This is a genomic window from Salinicola lusitanus (assembly GCF_038648475.1).
GTDB lineage: Bacteria > Pseudomonadota > Gammaproteobacteria > Pseudomonadales > Halomonadaceae > Salinicola > Salinicola lusitanus.
Window position 1 is genome coordinate 2,141,559 of record NZ_CP151919.1, and the last position, 14,377, is coordinate 2,155,935.

The 14,377-nt window shown below is 63.1% G+C and carries 9 protein-coding genes; 4 read left to right on the plus strand and 5 right to left on the minus strand.

Annotated elements, in window-relative coordinates:
* The first annotated feature begins 70 nt into the window (after nt 1–70).
* Nucleotides 71–727, plus strand: coding sequence for a glycerol-3-phosphate acyltransferase (locus AAGT95_RS09905; RefSeq protein WP_205909495.1), 657 nt, complete (start codon nt 71–73; stop codon nt 725–727).
* Here the strand turns inward: AAGT95_RS09905 and tsaD are convergent.
* Nucleotides 724–1,752 (minus strand): tRNA (adenosine(37)-N6)-threonylcarbamoyltransferase complex transferase subunit TsaD, encoded by a 1,029-nt coding sequence (tsaD, locus tag AAGT95_RS09910; RefSeq protein WP_110602489.1) that lies wholly within the window; start codon nt 1,750–1,752, stop codon nt 724–726. The two genes, AAGT95_RS09905 and tsaD, sit on opposite strands and share 4 nt — an antisense overlap.
* A 275-nt stretch (nt 1,753–2,027) precedes the next feature.
* On the opposite strand from tsaD, the gene rpsU reads away from it, so the two are divergent.
* From rpsU to rpoD, 3 genes are all read left to right on the plus strand, one after another.
* Nucleotides 2,028–2,243 (plus strand): 30S ribosomal protein S21, encoded by a 216-nt coding sequence (gene rpsU, locus AAGT95_RS09915; RefSeq protein ID WP_075560838.1) that lies wholly within the window; start codon nt 2,028–2,030, stop codon nt 2,241–2,243.
* Between the two features lie 194 nt (nt 2,244–2,437).
* Nucleotides 2,438–4,345, plus strand: coding sequence for a DNA primase (dnaG, locus tag AAGT95_RS09920; protein ID WP_342596375.1), 1,908 nt, complete (start codon nt 2,438–2,440; stop codon nt 4,343–4,345).
* Between the two features lie 308 nt (nt 4,346–4,653).
* Entirely contained in the window at nt 4,654–6,501 is a 1,848-nt protein-coding gene (rpoD, locus tag AAGT95_RS09925) for an RNA polymerase sigma factor RpoD (protein ID WP_342596376.1), read from the plus strand.
* A 447-nt stretch (nt 6,502–6,948) separates the two neighbouring features.
* Here the strand turns inward: rpoD and AAGT95_RS09930 are convergent, their stop codons facing one another.
* From AAGT95_RS09930 to AAGT95_RS09945, 4 genes are all read right to left on the minus strand, one after another.
* Nucleotides 6,949–10,914: a NahK/ErcS family hybrid sensor histidine kinase/response regulator gene (locus tag AAGT95_RS09930; RefSeq protein WP_342596377.1), complete on the minus strand. Its 3,966-nt coding sequence runs from the start codon at nt 10,912–10,914 to the stop codon at nt 6,949–6,951.
* Between the two features lie 96 nt (nt 10,915–11,010).
* Entirely contained in the window at nt 11,011–11,526 is a 516-nt protein-coding gene (locus tag AAGT95_RS09935) for a hypothetical protein (RefSeq protein ID WP_342596378.1), read from the minus strand.
* A gap of 92 nt (nt 11,527–11,618) precedes the next feature.
* Complete coding sequence (locus AAGT95_RS09940; RefSeq protein WP_342596379.1) at nt 11,619–13,400, minus strand: sodium:solute symporter family protein; 1,782 nt, start codon at nt 13,398–13,400, stop codon at nt 11,619–11,621.
* A 6-nt stretch (nt 13,401–13,406) separates the two neighbouring features.
* Nucleotides 13,407–13,667, minus strand: coding sequence for a DUF4212 domain-containing protein (locus AAGT95_RS09945; protein ID WP_110602498.1), 261 nt, complete (start codon nt 13,665–13,667; stop codon nt 13,407–13,409).
* Nucleotides 13,668–14,377: the final 710 nt, after the last annotated feature.

Genomic DNA, 14,377 nt, shown 5'->3' on the forward strand with positions numbered 1-14,377 from the left:
TACGCGATGAGAGTGGCAGAATCAGGGCTCTCGATGATGTCCGCGCCGCGCGGTCAAGGGGAGTTGAGTCTTGCCACCGATCGTTGTCACCGGCCTGCTGTTGGCAGCTGGCTATCTCAGTGGTTCGCTGCTCGGCGCGATCTGGGTCTGCCGGGCCTGGGGGCTGCGCGATCCACGCTGGGCAGGCTCGGGAAATCCGGGGTTCTCCAATGTCCTGCGGGCCTTCGGCTGGCGTCCGGCGCTGGTGACGCTGGTCATCGATGCGGTCAAGGGAATGCCGGTGCTGTGGCTGGCGGGTGCGCTGTCGCTCTCGGTCTGGGCCCAGGGGCTGGTGGGGTTGAGCGTGCTGGTCGGGCACAGCTGCCCGGTCTGGCATCGGGGGCGGGGTGGCAAGGCGGTGGCCAGCGCGTTTGGGGTGCTGTTGATGCTGGCGACGCCGGTGGCGTTGGTCTGCGCGCTGTGCTGGTTCCTGCTCGCCTGGCGAGTACGTACGGCGGCCGTGGCGTCCCTGGCGTCGGCGCTGCTGGCGCCGCTGCTCAGCTACTGGCTGGTGCCGCCGATGACGGGCGTCATCTGCGTGTTCTCGCTGCTGGTGCTGGCACGCCACGGCTGGAACATTCGGCGGTGGCGGGAGCGGCGCCGCGAGGCGCACGAGCCGGCGCTGGCCGATCCCTTCGATGAAGAAGACGCCCTGCGCGACCGTCGCGAGGGCAATGACCGGGATTAGTGCCGGGGAGGCGCCAGCTCCGCCAGCGGCCAGCGCGGCCTCGGCTGTATCGCGTCGCTGCGCTGGCCCGCGATCAGCCGCTGCGCACCGGCGTAGGCGATCATGGCGCCGTTGTCGGTGCAGAATCGCCCGCGCGGATAGAATGCCCTGGCCCCCAGCTTGGTCAGCGCAACGTCGAGTGTCTCGCGCAGGCGCCGGTTGGCGCTGACCCCTCCGGCGACGACCAGCCTCTCCCGGCCGCTCTCCTTGAGGGCGCGCCGGCACTTGATGATCAAGGTATCGACGACGGCATCCTCGAAGGCCCGGGCGACATCGGCCCGGGCCTGGCTGTCGAGGGCGTCCTGCTCGCGTAGCTGGCGGAGCGCGGTCAAGGTGTGGGTCTTGAGCCCGGAAAAACTGAAGTCGAGCCCCGGCCGATCGGTCATCGGGCGGGGGAAGCGAAAGCGTTCGCTGCGGCCTTGCTCGGCCAGTGCGGCGACCTGCGGGCCGCCGGGATAGGGCAGTTCGAGCATCTTGGCGACCTTGTCGAAGGCTTCGCCGGCAGCGTCGTCGACGGATTCGCCCAGCAAGCGGTAGTCGCCCAGGCCGCGCACGTCGACCAGTTGGGTATGCCCACCGGAGACCAGCAGGGCGACGAACGGAAATGCGGGGGCGGTCTCTTCCAGCATCGGTGCCAGCAGATGGCCTTCCATGTGATGCACGCCCAGCACCGGGATGTCGAGCGCGCGGGCCATGCCGTGAGCGGTGCAGGCGCCGACCATTAGCGCGCCGACCAGTCCGGGCCCGGCGGTATAGGCGATCGCATCCAGGTCCTGCTTGGTCAGCTGCGCGTCGGCCAGCACCTGGTCCACCAGTGGCAGCAGCTTGCGGGTGTGATCGCGGGAGGCCAGCTCCGGTACGACCCCACCGAATTCGGCATGCAGGGCTATCTGGCTGTAGAGCGCATCGGCCAGCAGCCCGGCATCGGTGTCATAGAGCGCGACGCCGGTTTCGTCGCATGAAGTTTCGATACCCAGCACGCGCATGGTCGAATCATCCGTCGGAGTCGTTGAAGGAAATGCTGAAGCGGAAGGCGCGCTAGTTTACGCCGTCGAAAAGATATTTGCATTGGTTCATGGGCAGGACTAGAATGCTCTGCTCTGCAGGACTGGGTCGTGCGCCCTGAAGATCCGGTATGTGGTGTTGCAGACGATCGGCGAGAGAGTGAATCATCCCTCGTAGCGCCGTCTGAAACCGCACGGATCGTCTTCTCGGGCGTGCGTTCAAACCGAACTCAATTCCCAAGGTAGGTGAGTGCTTCATGCCCGCTGTTAAAGTACGTGATAACGAGCCGTTCGACGTCGCGCTGCGTCGCTTCAAACGCTCCTGCGAGAAAGCCGGAGTTCTATCCGAAGTCCGCCGTCGCGAAACTTACGAAAAGCCCACTGCGGTTCGCAAGCGCAAAGCTGCGGCTGCCGTGAAGCGTCACGCCAAGAAGTTGCAGCGTGAGCGTAAGCGTTTCGAACGCTTGTATTGATCCGTACTGCGGTGACCTCGGTCACCCCAGAGGGACGATCAAACGGCCGCCGTCAAGGTGGCCGTTTGTTTTTACCCCGCCGCCTTCACTGATGTCGGCACATGGGCAGCGTTCTCCGTCTGGTCTATCTTCATGGATAGGCAGTACGGAGCCTCCCCAGCCTCCAGTCCGATTCTCCAGAGCGTCCTGACGACATGGCCGGACAGATCTCCCAGCGCTTCATCGATGACCTGTTGGCGCGCACCGATATCGTCGATGTGATCTCCGAGCGAGTGCAGCTCAAGAAGAGTGGGCGCAATCACAGCGGCCTCTGCCCGTTTCACCAGGAAAATTCACCGTCTTTCACGGTCAGCCAGGACAAGCAGTTCTATCACTGCTTCGGGTGCAGCGCTCACGGCAACGCGCTGCGTTTCCTGATGGAGTTCGACAACCTGCGTTTTCCCGAAGCGGTCGAGCAGCTCGCGTCCCGCGCCGGGATGCAGGTCGAGCGGGAAGGTGGGGAGGACCCGGGCGCCCGTCAGCGTCAGCAGAAGCGCGAGGAAGGCGTCAACCTGCTGGAGCTGGCGGCCCGCTTCTTTCGTGAGCGGCTCGCCTTGGGGGGCGGGCGTCAAGCGCGGGAGTACCTCGAGCGTCGGGGGCTGAGTCAGGAGATCATTCGGGACTTCGGCATTGGTTACGCCGAGGATGAATGGGAGTCGCTCAAGCGATATCTGCTCGAGCAGGGCATTGGCGAGGCGGTTCAGGTCGAGTACGGGCTGCTGGTGCACCGTGAAGAGACCGGGCGCACCTACGACCGGTTTCGCGATCGCGTGATGTTCCCGATCCGGGACTGGAAAGGGCGCACCATCGCTTTTGGCGGGCGAGTGCTCGGCGATGCCAAGCCCAAGTACCTCAACTCGCCGGAGACACCGGTCTTCCACAAGGGCCGCGAACTCTACGGGTTGTTCGAGGCGCGCCAGGCCAACCGGCAACTCGCGCGGGTGCTGGTGGTCGAGGGCTACATGGATGTGGTGGCGCTGGCGCAATTCGGCATTCGCAATGCGTGTGCCACCCTGGGCACGGCGCTGACCACCGATCACCTGCAGCGGCTGTTCCGGCTGGTGGACGAAGTGGTGTTCTGCTTCGACGGCGACAATGCCGGTCGCCAGGCGGCCCGTCGCTCGTTGCAGACGGCGTTGCCTTCGATGATCGACGGCCGGCAGGTCCGCTTCCTGTTCCTTCCGGAGGGGGAGGACCCCGATACGCTGGTGCGTCAGGAGGGTCAGGAGGCGTTCGAGAACCGCATCACCTGCGCCAGCCCGCTGTCGGAGTTCCTGTTCGAACAGGCGGCGGAAGGGCGCGACCTGAAGCAGGTCGAGGGTCGTGAACGTTTCGTCACGGCCGTGCTGGAGATGCTCAAGCATCTCCCCGAGGGGGTTCTCAAGTCGTTGCTGGTGAAGGAGCTGTCGACGCGCAGCGGGATCGAGCAGTCGCAGTTCGCCGACTGGTTCGCCAGTCATGCCCCGCCAGCGCCACGTCCCGGCGCGACGGCGGATGCCGAAGGCTACGAGGCGTTGATGATGACGCCGGATGGCGACGTCGAAGCGGCTTCAGACCCGGGTTCGACGGTCGATAATGGGAATAATCGAGCAAGTCGGCGCGGGTTCCCGGCAACTCGCGCAGGAACTGCTACGCTTTCCCTGACCATTCCGGCTCGGATATTGCATCTGCTATTGCACGAGCCGGGATTGGTCGACGGCTTGCCGGAATCGGTCGACTGGTGCCCCGCCGAGGTGCCCGACGGGCGGTTGTGTCGCGAGGTAGTGCAGTTGTTGCGTGCCGGGCGTTATCGCAGTCCTCAAGTGTTGCTGGCGCATTTTCACGGCAGCCCGGATGGGGAGCGGCTCGATCAACTGGTTCGTCGAGAGCTCGCCATCCCCCGTGACGTGCGAGCCAGCGAACTGGACAACTGGGTACGCCATCTGGAGCGCGAGAGCGCCAGATTGACGCCGGTCGAGGAGTACCAGCAACTGCTGGAGAAGAGTCGTCGGTCGGGGGCACTGAGTTCGGATGAGAAACATCGGTTGCGGGAGTTGATCGGCAAGTTGGCCGAAAGGTCGTGAGTCGCGCGGGCTCGCCGATGGCAGCCTAGGTTGATCGGGGCATCGCGGACGAATTGAAATAAAGATCGAGACTGTCGGCAGGGAAGCGTGAAGTGGTCGATCGGTGAGGTTGTCAGCCGGTAAACCGGTTGGAGAGGTTGAATTGGCGACGATCGCCACCAGATAGGTAACCAAACACACTAGCACACCTGGTAGACAAGGTAATAGAAGCTGGCAGCAAAAAGCGGGGGCGCGCTATACTAGCCGGCTTTTGGGGCGTCGCGCTGTCACCCCAGGTGCTTCATTCTTCTTCGTCGAGTAGGGTTTCTATGGCTGGAAATGCACAGCAGTCACGTTTGAAGGAGTTGATCGCACGCGGCAAGGAGCAGGGCTTCCTGACCTACGCCGAAGTGAATGATCATCTCCCCGAAGATATCGCTGATCCCGATCAGGTGGAAGACATTATCTCCATGATCAATGACATGGGGATTAATGTCGTCGAGGAGGCACCTGACGAAGACACGCTGATGATGTCCGACGATTCCACCGACGAGTCGGCGGCGGAAGAGGCCGTGGCGGCGTTGGCAGCGGTCGAGAGCGATGTCGGACGTACCACCGACCCGGTGCGCATGTACATGCGCGAGATGGGAACGGTGGAGCTGCTGACCCGCGAAGGCGAAATCGAGATCGCCAAGCGCATCGAGGAAGGCCTGCGCGAGGTGATGTCGTCGCTGGCCTATCTGCCCGGGGCGGTGGACTCCATCCTCAATGCCTATGATCAGACCCAGGACGAGGAAGCGCCGGGACGTCTATCGGACTTGTTCTCCGGTTTCATCGATCCCGACGAAGGTATCCCCGGCGTTGCCGAGGTCGAGATGCCCGAAGAAGTCGAAGCCGATATCAGCGGCGACGACGATGAAGAAGACGACGAAGACAGCGAAGAAGACGACAACTCCAGCGAAGGCGGTCCCGACCCCGAGGAAGCGCGGGTGCGCTTCGAGCAGATTCGCGAGCAGAACGAATCCGCCAAGGCGGCCATCGAGAAGCACGGGCGGGGCTCCAGCGAAGCCAACGCCGAGCAGGCGCGCCTGGCCGAACTGTTCTCGCCGATCAAGCTTTCGCCCAAGCACTTCGAACGGCTGGTCGGTCAGGTCCGGATCAGCGTCGACCAGGTTCGTGGTCAGGAAAAGGCGATCATGCAGGTGTTCGTCAAGCAGGGCAAAGTGCCGCGCAAGACGTTCATCAGCTCTTTCCTGGGTAACGAGGCCTCAGGTAGCTGGTTCGATGAGTTTCTCGCCAAGCACGGCAAGTATGCCGAACGCCTCGAGCCTTTCCGTGGCGACGTGCAGCGGGCGCAGCGCAAGATCAGCTTCGAGCAGGAGATGGTGCTGCTCAGCGTAGGCCAGCTGAAAGAGGTCAATCGCCGCCTTTCCATCGGCGAAGCCAAGGCGCGTCGAGCCAAGAAGGAGATGGTCGAGGCCAACCTTCGCCTGGTCATCTCGATTGCCAAGAAGTACACCAACCGCGGCCTGCAGTTCCTGGACCTGATCCAGGAGGGCAACATCGGTCTGATGAAGGCGGTGGACAAGTTCGAGTATCGTCGCGGCTACAAGTTCTCGACCTATGCCACCTGGTGGATTCGCCAGGCGATCACCCGCTCGATCGCCGACCAGGCGCGCACCATCCGTATTCCGGTGCACATGATCGAGACGATCAACAAGCTCAACCGCGTGTCGCGCCAGATGCTGCAGGAGATGGGCCGCGAACCGACTCCGGAAGAGCTGGGCGAGCGCCTTGAGATGCCGGAAGACAAGGTTCGCAAGGTGCTCAAGATCGCCAAGGAACCGATCTCCATGGAGACACCGATCGGCGACGACGAGGATTCGCATCTCGGCGACTTCATCGAGGACAGCACCATGGTGCTGCCGATCGACTCCGCTACCGGCGAAGGCCTGATCGAAGCCACCCGCAACGTGCTGGGCGGCCTGACCGCGCGAGAAGCCAAGGTGCTGCGCATGCGCTTCGGCATCGACATGAATACCGACCACACCCTCGAGGAGGTCGGCAAGCAGTTCGATGTCACCCGCGAGCGAATTCGCCAGATCGAAGCGAAGGCGCTGCGCAAGCTGCGTCACCCGTCGCGCTCCGAGCCGCTGCGCTCGTTCCTCGACGAGTAAGCGCGAAGCCCTGTCGCGGGCACGAACGACGAGCCCCGCCAACCGAGAGGTTGGCGGGGCTTTGATTTTGCCGACGCTCGGTTTTGACAACGCTGCAGATGGCCTCTTATCAGAAATGAGCCACCTCGTGACGCCTTTCAAGCTAGCGCTGGGCGCTCGGGCGACGCGCCGGGGCTTGCGACATGGATGTCGCAAGAGGCGCATTGGGCAGGATGCCCTTTTGCGCCGACCCGAGCGTGGCGATCGAGTGATCAGGGTTTCGCGAGCTTGTGGCGTCAAAAAAAGGGGAGCGCGAGGGCCCTCCCTCGCATTAACTTGCGCGAGGGAGATAAAGTCCCGACAGTGGATGTTTCTTCTCTCGACAATGAGTTGGCGAAATCATTGTGTGGAGTGAGTATTACCAAGCCCACGCGGATGCAATGGGCGAGGTCGCCGCGCCAATACCGACTACTCCTCGTCCTGGGATAGCCTCGCCGCACGACTCGCCTGCAGCGTGCGCGTCATCAGAGCGCGCAGGGCAGCCGGGCGCACCGGCTTGAGCAGGATCTGATAGCCGCCCCGCTTGATCTCCTCGGCGACTTCTTCGGTGCGATCGGCGGTGATGACGATTCCCGGCACGGCTTGCTCGCAGAGCTCTTCCAGCGCTTCCAGCGCCATCATGCCGGTGACTTCGTTGTCGAGATGGTAGTCCGCCAGGATCGCATCCGGGTCGCCGCCCATGTTGCGGATCGCCGACTTGGCGCCGCCGATGGAGGTGGCGGTGTAGACCTCGCACTCCCAGCCTTCGAGCATCGCCTTCATGCCCTCGAGGATCAGGCGTTCGTTGTCGATACAGAGGATGCGAGTGCCCACCAGCTTGTTGCTGGCACGCCTGCCGGGCGCCTTCTCCTCCGGAGCGGCGGCGCCTCGTCGTCCGGCCACCAGCGGCACGGAGACCGAAAAGACGGTGCCCATGCCGACTCGGGAGCGGACCAGGATCGGATGATCCAGCACCCGGCTCATGCGTTCGGCGATCGACAGACCAAGCCCCAGCCCACGTTCGCTCTCCTTGTGACGGGAGGCCTGATCGAGACGGCGGAACTCCTGGAAGATCTCGCTCAGCTTTGACTCCGGGATCCCGGGTCCGGTGTCCCAGACCTCGATCGTTATGCGCTCGGCGTGGCGCCGGCAGCCCAGCAGGACGCGGCCTTGCTGGGTGTAACGCAGGGCGTTGGAAAGAAAATTCTGGACGATGCGGCGCAGCATCTGGGCGTCGCTGTCGACCCACAGGCTGGTGGAGACCATGTCGAGATCGAGACCGCGATCGTCCGCCATGACCTCGAATTCGGCACGCAACGGCCTCAGGATGTCGGCCAGCGGGAACTGGCTGCGACGCGGGGTGAGTGCGCCGGCATCGAGCTTGGAGATGTCGAGCAGCGTGCCCAGCAGCTCCTCGGCAGCCTGCAGGGAGTTGTCGATGTGGCCAATGGTTCGGCTGTGGTCGGGTTGATCGATCTGCTGTCCGAGCGCCGAGGTGAACAGCCGAGCGGCGTTCAGCGGCTGCAGCAGGTCGTGGCTGGCGGCGGCGAGGAAGCGTGTCTTGGAGGCGTTGGCATCCTCGGCGGTCTGCTTGGCCTGGCGCAGCGCCTGTTCGGCCTCGGCGCGGACCCGGTTCTCCTGACGTAGCGCCGCGTTGGCTTCGGACAGCGCCTGGGTACGCTCGCGCACGCGCTCCTCCAGGTTCTCGTTGGTCTCGCGCAGGGCTATCTCGGCCAGTCGGCGCTCGGTGATGTCCTGGTAGAGGGCGAAAAAGCCCAGAATGCGTCCGCCCTCGCCGAAATGAGGCGTGTAGGTCACCAGCATGTAGCGGACGCCGCCGTCACCGTCGTCGAGCGATATCTCGAAAGTGACCCGCTCCCCGCCCAGGGCGCGTTTCATCCACGGCGTGCGCTGCCGTGCCGTCTGGGCCGGCAGCACGTTGTCCGCTCGCTCCCCGATCACGGCGTTGCGGTCGATCCCCATGGCCGCTTCGTAGGCGCGGTTGGTGAAGAGGTAGCGGCACTCCTTGTCGAAGTAGGCGATCAATGCCGGCACGTTGTCGGTATAGATACGGATGTTGCTCTCCGAGCGGATCAGCGCCTCCTCGGTGCGCTTCTGCTGGGTGATGTCCTGGTAGGTGTAGACGAACCCGCCCCCCGGCATCGGGTTGCCCAGCACTTCCAGCACCGAACCGTCGGGGCGGTAGCGCTCGTAGCGGTGGGGCTGGCCGCTTCTGATGTTCTCGATCAGCTGCTCGACATGCTCCTCCGGATCGCCGGGGCCGTACTCGCCGTTGTGGGCGTTGTAGCGGAACACCTTCTCCATCGGCGTGCCGACGCGGATCAGGTTGTCGGGGAAGCGGAAGATCTCCAGGTAGCGCTGATTCCACACCACCAGGTTGAGGTTCTGGTCGACCACCCCGATGCCCTGGTTGATGTTCTCGATGGTCGCCTGGAGCAGGGCGCGGTTGAACTCCAGCACCTGGGACGCCTCGTCGACGATCGAGATGACGTCGGAGATGCCGATGCCGCGGCCCTGGAGCGCCGAGTTGACCACGATTCGCGATGACGAGGCGCCGAGGACCGACGCCAGCAGGCGCTCGGTGAACTGAATGACGTCGATCGAGGCGCGGGTGTTGTTGTCCATTGGCTTGGCGTTGCGCCGGGCGTAGTCCTCGAAGGCCCGCTCGACCTGCGACTTGCCCAGGAACCGTTCGCACAGCACCTTGAGATCGCCCATGGTGGTCGCCCCGGTCCAGGGGCGATTGACCGTGGTCTGGCGGGTCTCGATGCTGTCGACGAACAGCGAAGCCTGGATGCGCTCAACCACCCGCTGGGGCGTCAGCTGCGAGATGAAGATGTAGAAGAACAGGTTGAAGCCCAGCGACAGCATGGCACCGTGGGCGAAACTGTCGGTGACGTTGAGCCCGAACAGGTGTAGCGGCGAGAGCCACTCCACGCCTAGCGGCCCGCCCACCAGCCACGCTTCCGGCAGCAGTCCGGCCTGGATCAGCGCCGGCATCAGCAGGGTATAGGCCCAGATGGCGAAACCGACATTGAGCCCGGTCACCACGCCCAGGCGATTGCCGCGCTTCCAGTAGAGCCCGCCCAGCACCGCGGGTGCGAACTGCGCTATGGCGGCAAGGGAGAGCAGGCCGGTGGCGGCCAGCGAGCTGTATTCGGCGACCAGCTGGTAGAAGAGATAGGCCAGGGCGAGAATGACGACGATGGTGAGGCGTCGAGCGCGCAGCACCAGACGGCCGTAGTCGCGTGGCTTCTTCTCGAACCAGCGTAGCCGGAACAGCGCCGGCAGCAGGATCTCGTTGGAGATCATGATCGCGTTGGAGACGACCGCCATGATCACCATGCCGGTCGCCGCCGAGAGGCCGCCGACGAAGGTCATCATCGCCAGCCACGGTTGGTCGGCGACGATCGGCAGGGCGAGCACATAGCTGTCCGGAGCCAGGTTCTCGCCGGCGAACAGCGAGAGCCCCGCCGCAGCCAGCGGCAGGACGAAGAAGCCGATGGCGATCAGGTAGATCGGAAAGAGCCAGCGCGCCCGCTTGGCATCGTCGGTATGGGTGTTCTCGACCACGGTGATATGGAACTGGCGAGGCAGGCAGAAGACCGCCAGCATCGCCAGCAATGTCTGGGTCCAGAAGCTGGTGTCGAAGTTCTGCTCGGTCAACTGCTGCTGCAGTTTCAGGTAGGTGTCGGCGCGCGTCAGCAGCTCGCCGAGCCCGTCGAACATGCCCCAGGTGACGTAGGCACCCAGGACCAGGAAGACCAGCAGCTTGACCACCGATTCGAAGGCGATGGCCTGGATCAGCCCTTCGTGGTGCTCGGTGGCGTTGGTGTCCCGGGTCCCGAAGAGAATCGCGAACGCCGCCATGAAGATGGTGATGTAGAAGGCGGTGTCGTCGACGATCGGTGCCTTCACCGCGTGGCCGTCGCTGGTCATGACCCGGAACGCGGTGGAGACCGCCTTCAGTTGCAGCGCGATGTACGGCAGGGTGCCGATCAGCGCGATCAGGCTGGCGAACGCCGCCAGTGACTGCGACTTGCCGTAGCGGGACGCGATGAAGTCGGCGATCGAGGTGACGTTCTGGCGCTTGGCGACGCGGATCATCTTGGTGATGACCGGCCAGAACAGCAGGAAGGCAAGCACCGGGCCGACGAAGATGCTGGCGAACGACCAGCCGGAAGTCGCGGCCTGGCCGACGCTGCCGTAAAAGGTCCAGGAGGTGCAGTAGACGGCCAGCGCCAGACTGTAGACAATCGGCCGGCGGCTGGCAGGGCCATGACGCCTGGCATGGCGATCCCCTCGCCAGGCAATCGCGAACAGCGTGGCCACGTAGAGCAGCGCCACGATGATCAACAACCCGCCTTCAAACATGAACTCTCTCCCTTGACCTGAAGCCATCCTCGAGCCAGTTCGGCTCAGTGGGTCGCCGCGACCCGGTGCGGCCCGACAGTGGTGCCGCGTGTTGCATCAACCCTTGGAGCATACCGTCTCGAGTTGCGAGTCGTCGTCCGAGAGATGACGCAGACGATCGATGTCGGGCCGGCGATCATCGCCGACGAGCGGAACGCGCTCGCGGGTGCTGCAGTTGACCAGGTACGCCTGGTGGGTCAGCACGTCGCGATACTGCATTTCGAAACGATAGAGGACGAACTCGACGAGGCGCTCGCCGTCGGCTTGCGAGGTCACCAGCTTGTCACGATCCACCACGCTGAACGCCGTGGTCAGCGGATAGAGGTAGGTCCACGGGCGCCACGGCATCCGGCTCTTCTCGGTCGACACCATGGCCGCCGACTGGGGCAACTGCTCGCGCTTGGCTTCATACCAGCCGTACTCGTAGCTGATCTGGTAGACCAGCAGGCCCAGCCCCGCACACGCGGGAATGATCCAGCGAGGCAGCCGTCCACCGCTGAGAGAACGCAACAACAGCGCTACGCCGGCGGCGCCCAGGCCGGCCGAGGCTGCCGCGACCAAATGCCATATCATGGTGATTCCTTGCGCAAAGAATCGGGCTTCCCGCTGGGAAGCCCGATCCGATTGAAACCCGTCAGCCTGGTTGGTCAGGACGGCATTGTCGCCTAGTGATCGATCGCGACACCAGCCCCCTTGGGATAGCGTACGCTTTCCACCAGATCCTGAATCTCCTGGGGTGGCTCCTCGGTGACGCTGGAGACCAGGTAGGCCACCACGAAGTTGAGGATCGCGCCGACGGCGCCGATCGATAGCGGCGAGATGCCCAGCACCCAGTTGGCCTCGACGTCGGCCAGGTTGTTGGTGTCGGGAATGAAGAACCAGCCCTTGTAGACGAAGATGTAGACCAGGGTGAAGACCAGCCCCGAGAGCATCCCGGCAATCGCTCCCTTGTTGTTGATCCGCTTGGAGAAGATCCCCATCATCAGCGCCGGGAACAGCGAGGCGGCGGCGATACCGAAGGCCAGTGCCACGACCTGGGCGGCGAACCCGGGAGGATTGACGCCGAGATAGGTCGCCACCACGATCGCCACGGACATCGAGATGCGTGCCGCCCGCAGTTCGCCTTTTTCGGTGATCTTCGGGTTGATCGCCCCCTTGATCAGGTCATGACTGATTGCCGAGGAGATCGCCAGCAGCAGGCCTGCCGCGGTGGACAGCGCTGCCGCCAGGCCTCCCGCCGCGATCAGGCCGACCACCCAGCCGGGCAGGTTCGCGATTTCAGGGTTGGCCAGTACCAGGATGTCGTTGCTGACCTCGAGTTCATTGCCCTGCCAGCCGCGGTCGGAGAAGTCGGCGGCATTGTTGTAGAGCTGGATCCTGCCGTCGTTGTTCTTGTCGTCGAAGGTGATCAGCCCGGTCTCCTCCCAGGTGCGAATCCAGTCGGGACGATCTGCATAGGCGATGGGATTGGCGGCGGCATCCTCGTAGTTCTGGACCTGGGCGGCCATGTCCGGGTAGATGGTGGTCACCAGGTTGAGCCGGGCCATCGAGGCCACGGCCGGCGCCGTCAGGTAGAGCAGGCCGATGAACACCAGTGCCCAGCCGGCGGACCAGCGTGCGTCGGCGACCTTGGGCACGGTGAAGAAGCGCATGATGACGTGCGGCAGCCCCGCGGTACCGATCATCAACGATAGCGTGAACAGCACCATGTTCAGCTTGTTGTCGACCATCGCCGTGTATTCGTTGAAGCCCAGCGCGGTCACGACCTCGTTGAGCTTGGACAGCAGCGGCTCGCCGGAGGCGCTGTGATCGGAGAACAGACCGAGCGGCGGGATCGGGTTGTCGGTCAGCTCCAGCGAGATGAACACTGCCGGGATGGTATAGGCGACGATCAGCACGATGTACTGAGCCACCTGGGTATAGGTGATGCCCTTCATGCCCCCGAGGACCGAATAGAAGAACACGACGATGGCGGCGATGATGAGGCCGGTGGTCGCATCGACCTCCAGAAAGCGCGAGAAGGCCACTCCGGCGCCGGCCATCTGACCGATGACGTAGGTGAGCGAGGCGACGATCAAGCAGACCACCGCTACCATGCGTGCCGGCTTGCTGTAAAAGCGATCGCCGATGAACTCGGGAACGGTGAACTTGCCGAACTTGCGCAGATAGGGGGCCAGCAGCAGGGCCAGCAGGACATAGCCACCGGTCCAGCCCATCAGAAAGGTGGAGGCGCCGTAGCCTGCCGAGGCGATGATACCCGCCATGGAAATGAACGAGGCGGCGGACATCCAGTCGGCACCGATCGCCATGCCGTTGGTGATCGGGTGAACGCCGCCGCCAGCGACATAGAAGTCCCTGGTCGAACCGGCCTTGGCCCAGATCGCAATGCCGATGTAGATAGCAAAGGAGCCGCCGACAAAGAGAACGTTGATCGCGAATTGGCTCATGCCGACTTACTCCCCGAGACCGAATTTTTTGTCCAGCCGATTCATCTTCCAGGCATAGAAGAAGATCAAGCCGATGAAGACCAGAATGGATCCCTGCTGGGCGAACCAGAAGCCCAGGTCGGTGCCGCCGACGGAGATGCCGGCCAGCAAGGGGCGTAGCAGGATCGCGCAGCCGTAGGAGACCAGTGCCCAGACGATCAGGCAGCCGGTTATCAGGCGAAGATTCGCCTTCCAATAGGCAGCAGCTTTGGATTTGTCATCTGCCATATCATCGTTCTCCGCATCGTTAAGGGGGGAGGTGGCTCTTCGTTTATGTGTATTCGGCAAAACAATCGCTCGTCCACAAGCCACATTTATTCTGAGTGATTCACAGGTGCATGAATCCTGCGCTGGGAGAATAGTCCGGTCGGCGCTTTTCGATCACAGTTGGTGTAGCGACTAAAGTTGCACTTTATTTGAGTTATTGGTCTTGTGGCGAGATGGGTTGTCGGCATGTGATTCCCTGAATCACTTGATATCAACATTGATTAATGAAAACAAGATGTTGATTACCCTACCTTAGTATCGGGGCGCAATAGTGATGGCCATGTATCGTTAGCCGGTTAAACATGAGCAAGGGTGGCGCCGCGACGCCTTAGGAGATGTCCGGCATTCTGCAACGAAAGTCTGTGTGTCCAGGATAATAATGGTGTCGAATTCGGGTGGAACTTATCGGCCGAGGGAAGTCGTCTTCATCCATTTGCGTATTGCAATACCGAACCCTGATGGTCTCTTTCTGAGCGAGACTGGGGCCAAAAGTCAGTCGCGAGTTGAAGGTGGCGGGAATAGAATTCTACAACAGTGAATTGATAGTTGCCGTTCTCCTGGCGTCAGGCTTGCTACGCCTTTTTCAGGGGGAAACTGACTTGGCCAAGATGACGATAGCGCGAGCGGGCCGTAGCGAGGCATCCCGGCCCGACCGGCAGAGTCTGAAGTCG

Coding starts and splice junctions, on each gene's coding strand:
- tsaD (WP_110602489.1), bottom strand. CDS start 1,752: ATGCGCGTGCTGGGTATCGAAACTTCATGCGACGAAACCGGCGTCGCG.
- rpsU (WP_075560838.1), top strand. CDS start 2,028: ATGCCCGCTGTTAAAGTACGTGATAACGAGCCGTTCGACGTCGCGCTG.
- dnaG (WP_342596375.1), top strand. CDS start 2,438: ATGGCCGGACAGATCTCCCAGCGCTTCATCGATGACCTGTTGGCGCGC.
- rpoD (WP_342596376.1), top strand. CDS start 4,654: ATGGCTGGAAATGCACAGCAGTCACGTTTGAAGGAGTTGATCGCACGC.
- AAGT95_RS09930 (WP_342596377.1), bottom strand. CDS start 10,914: ATGTTTGAAGGCGGGTTGTTGATCATCGTGGCGCTGCTCTACGTGGCC.
- AAGT95_RS09935 (WP_342596378.1), bottom strand. CDS start 11,526: ATGATATGGCATTTGGTCGCGGCAGCCTCGGCCGGCCTGGGCGCCGCC.
- AAGT95_RS09940 (WP_342596379.1), bottom strand. CDS start 13,400: ATGAGCCAATTCGCGATCAACGTTCTCTTTGTCGGCGGCTCCTTTGCT.
- AAGT95_RS09945 (WP_110602498.1), bottom strand. CDS start 13,667: ATGGCAGATGACAAATCCAAAGCTGCTGCCTATTGGAAGGCGAATCTT.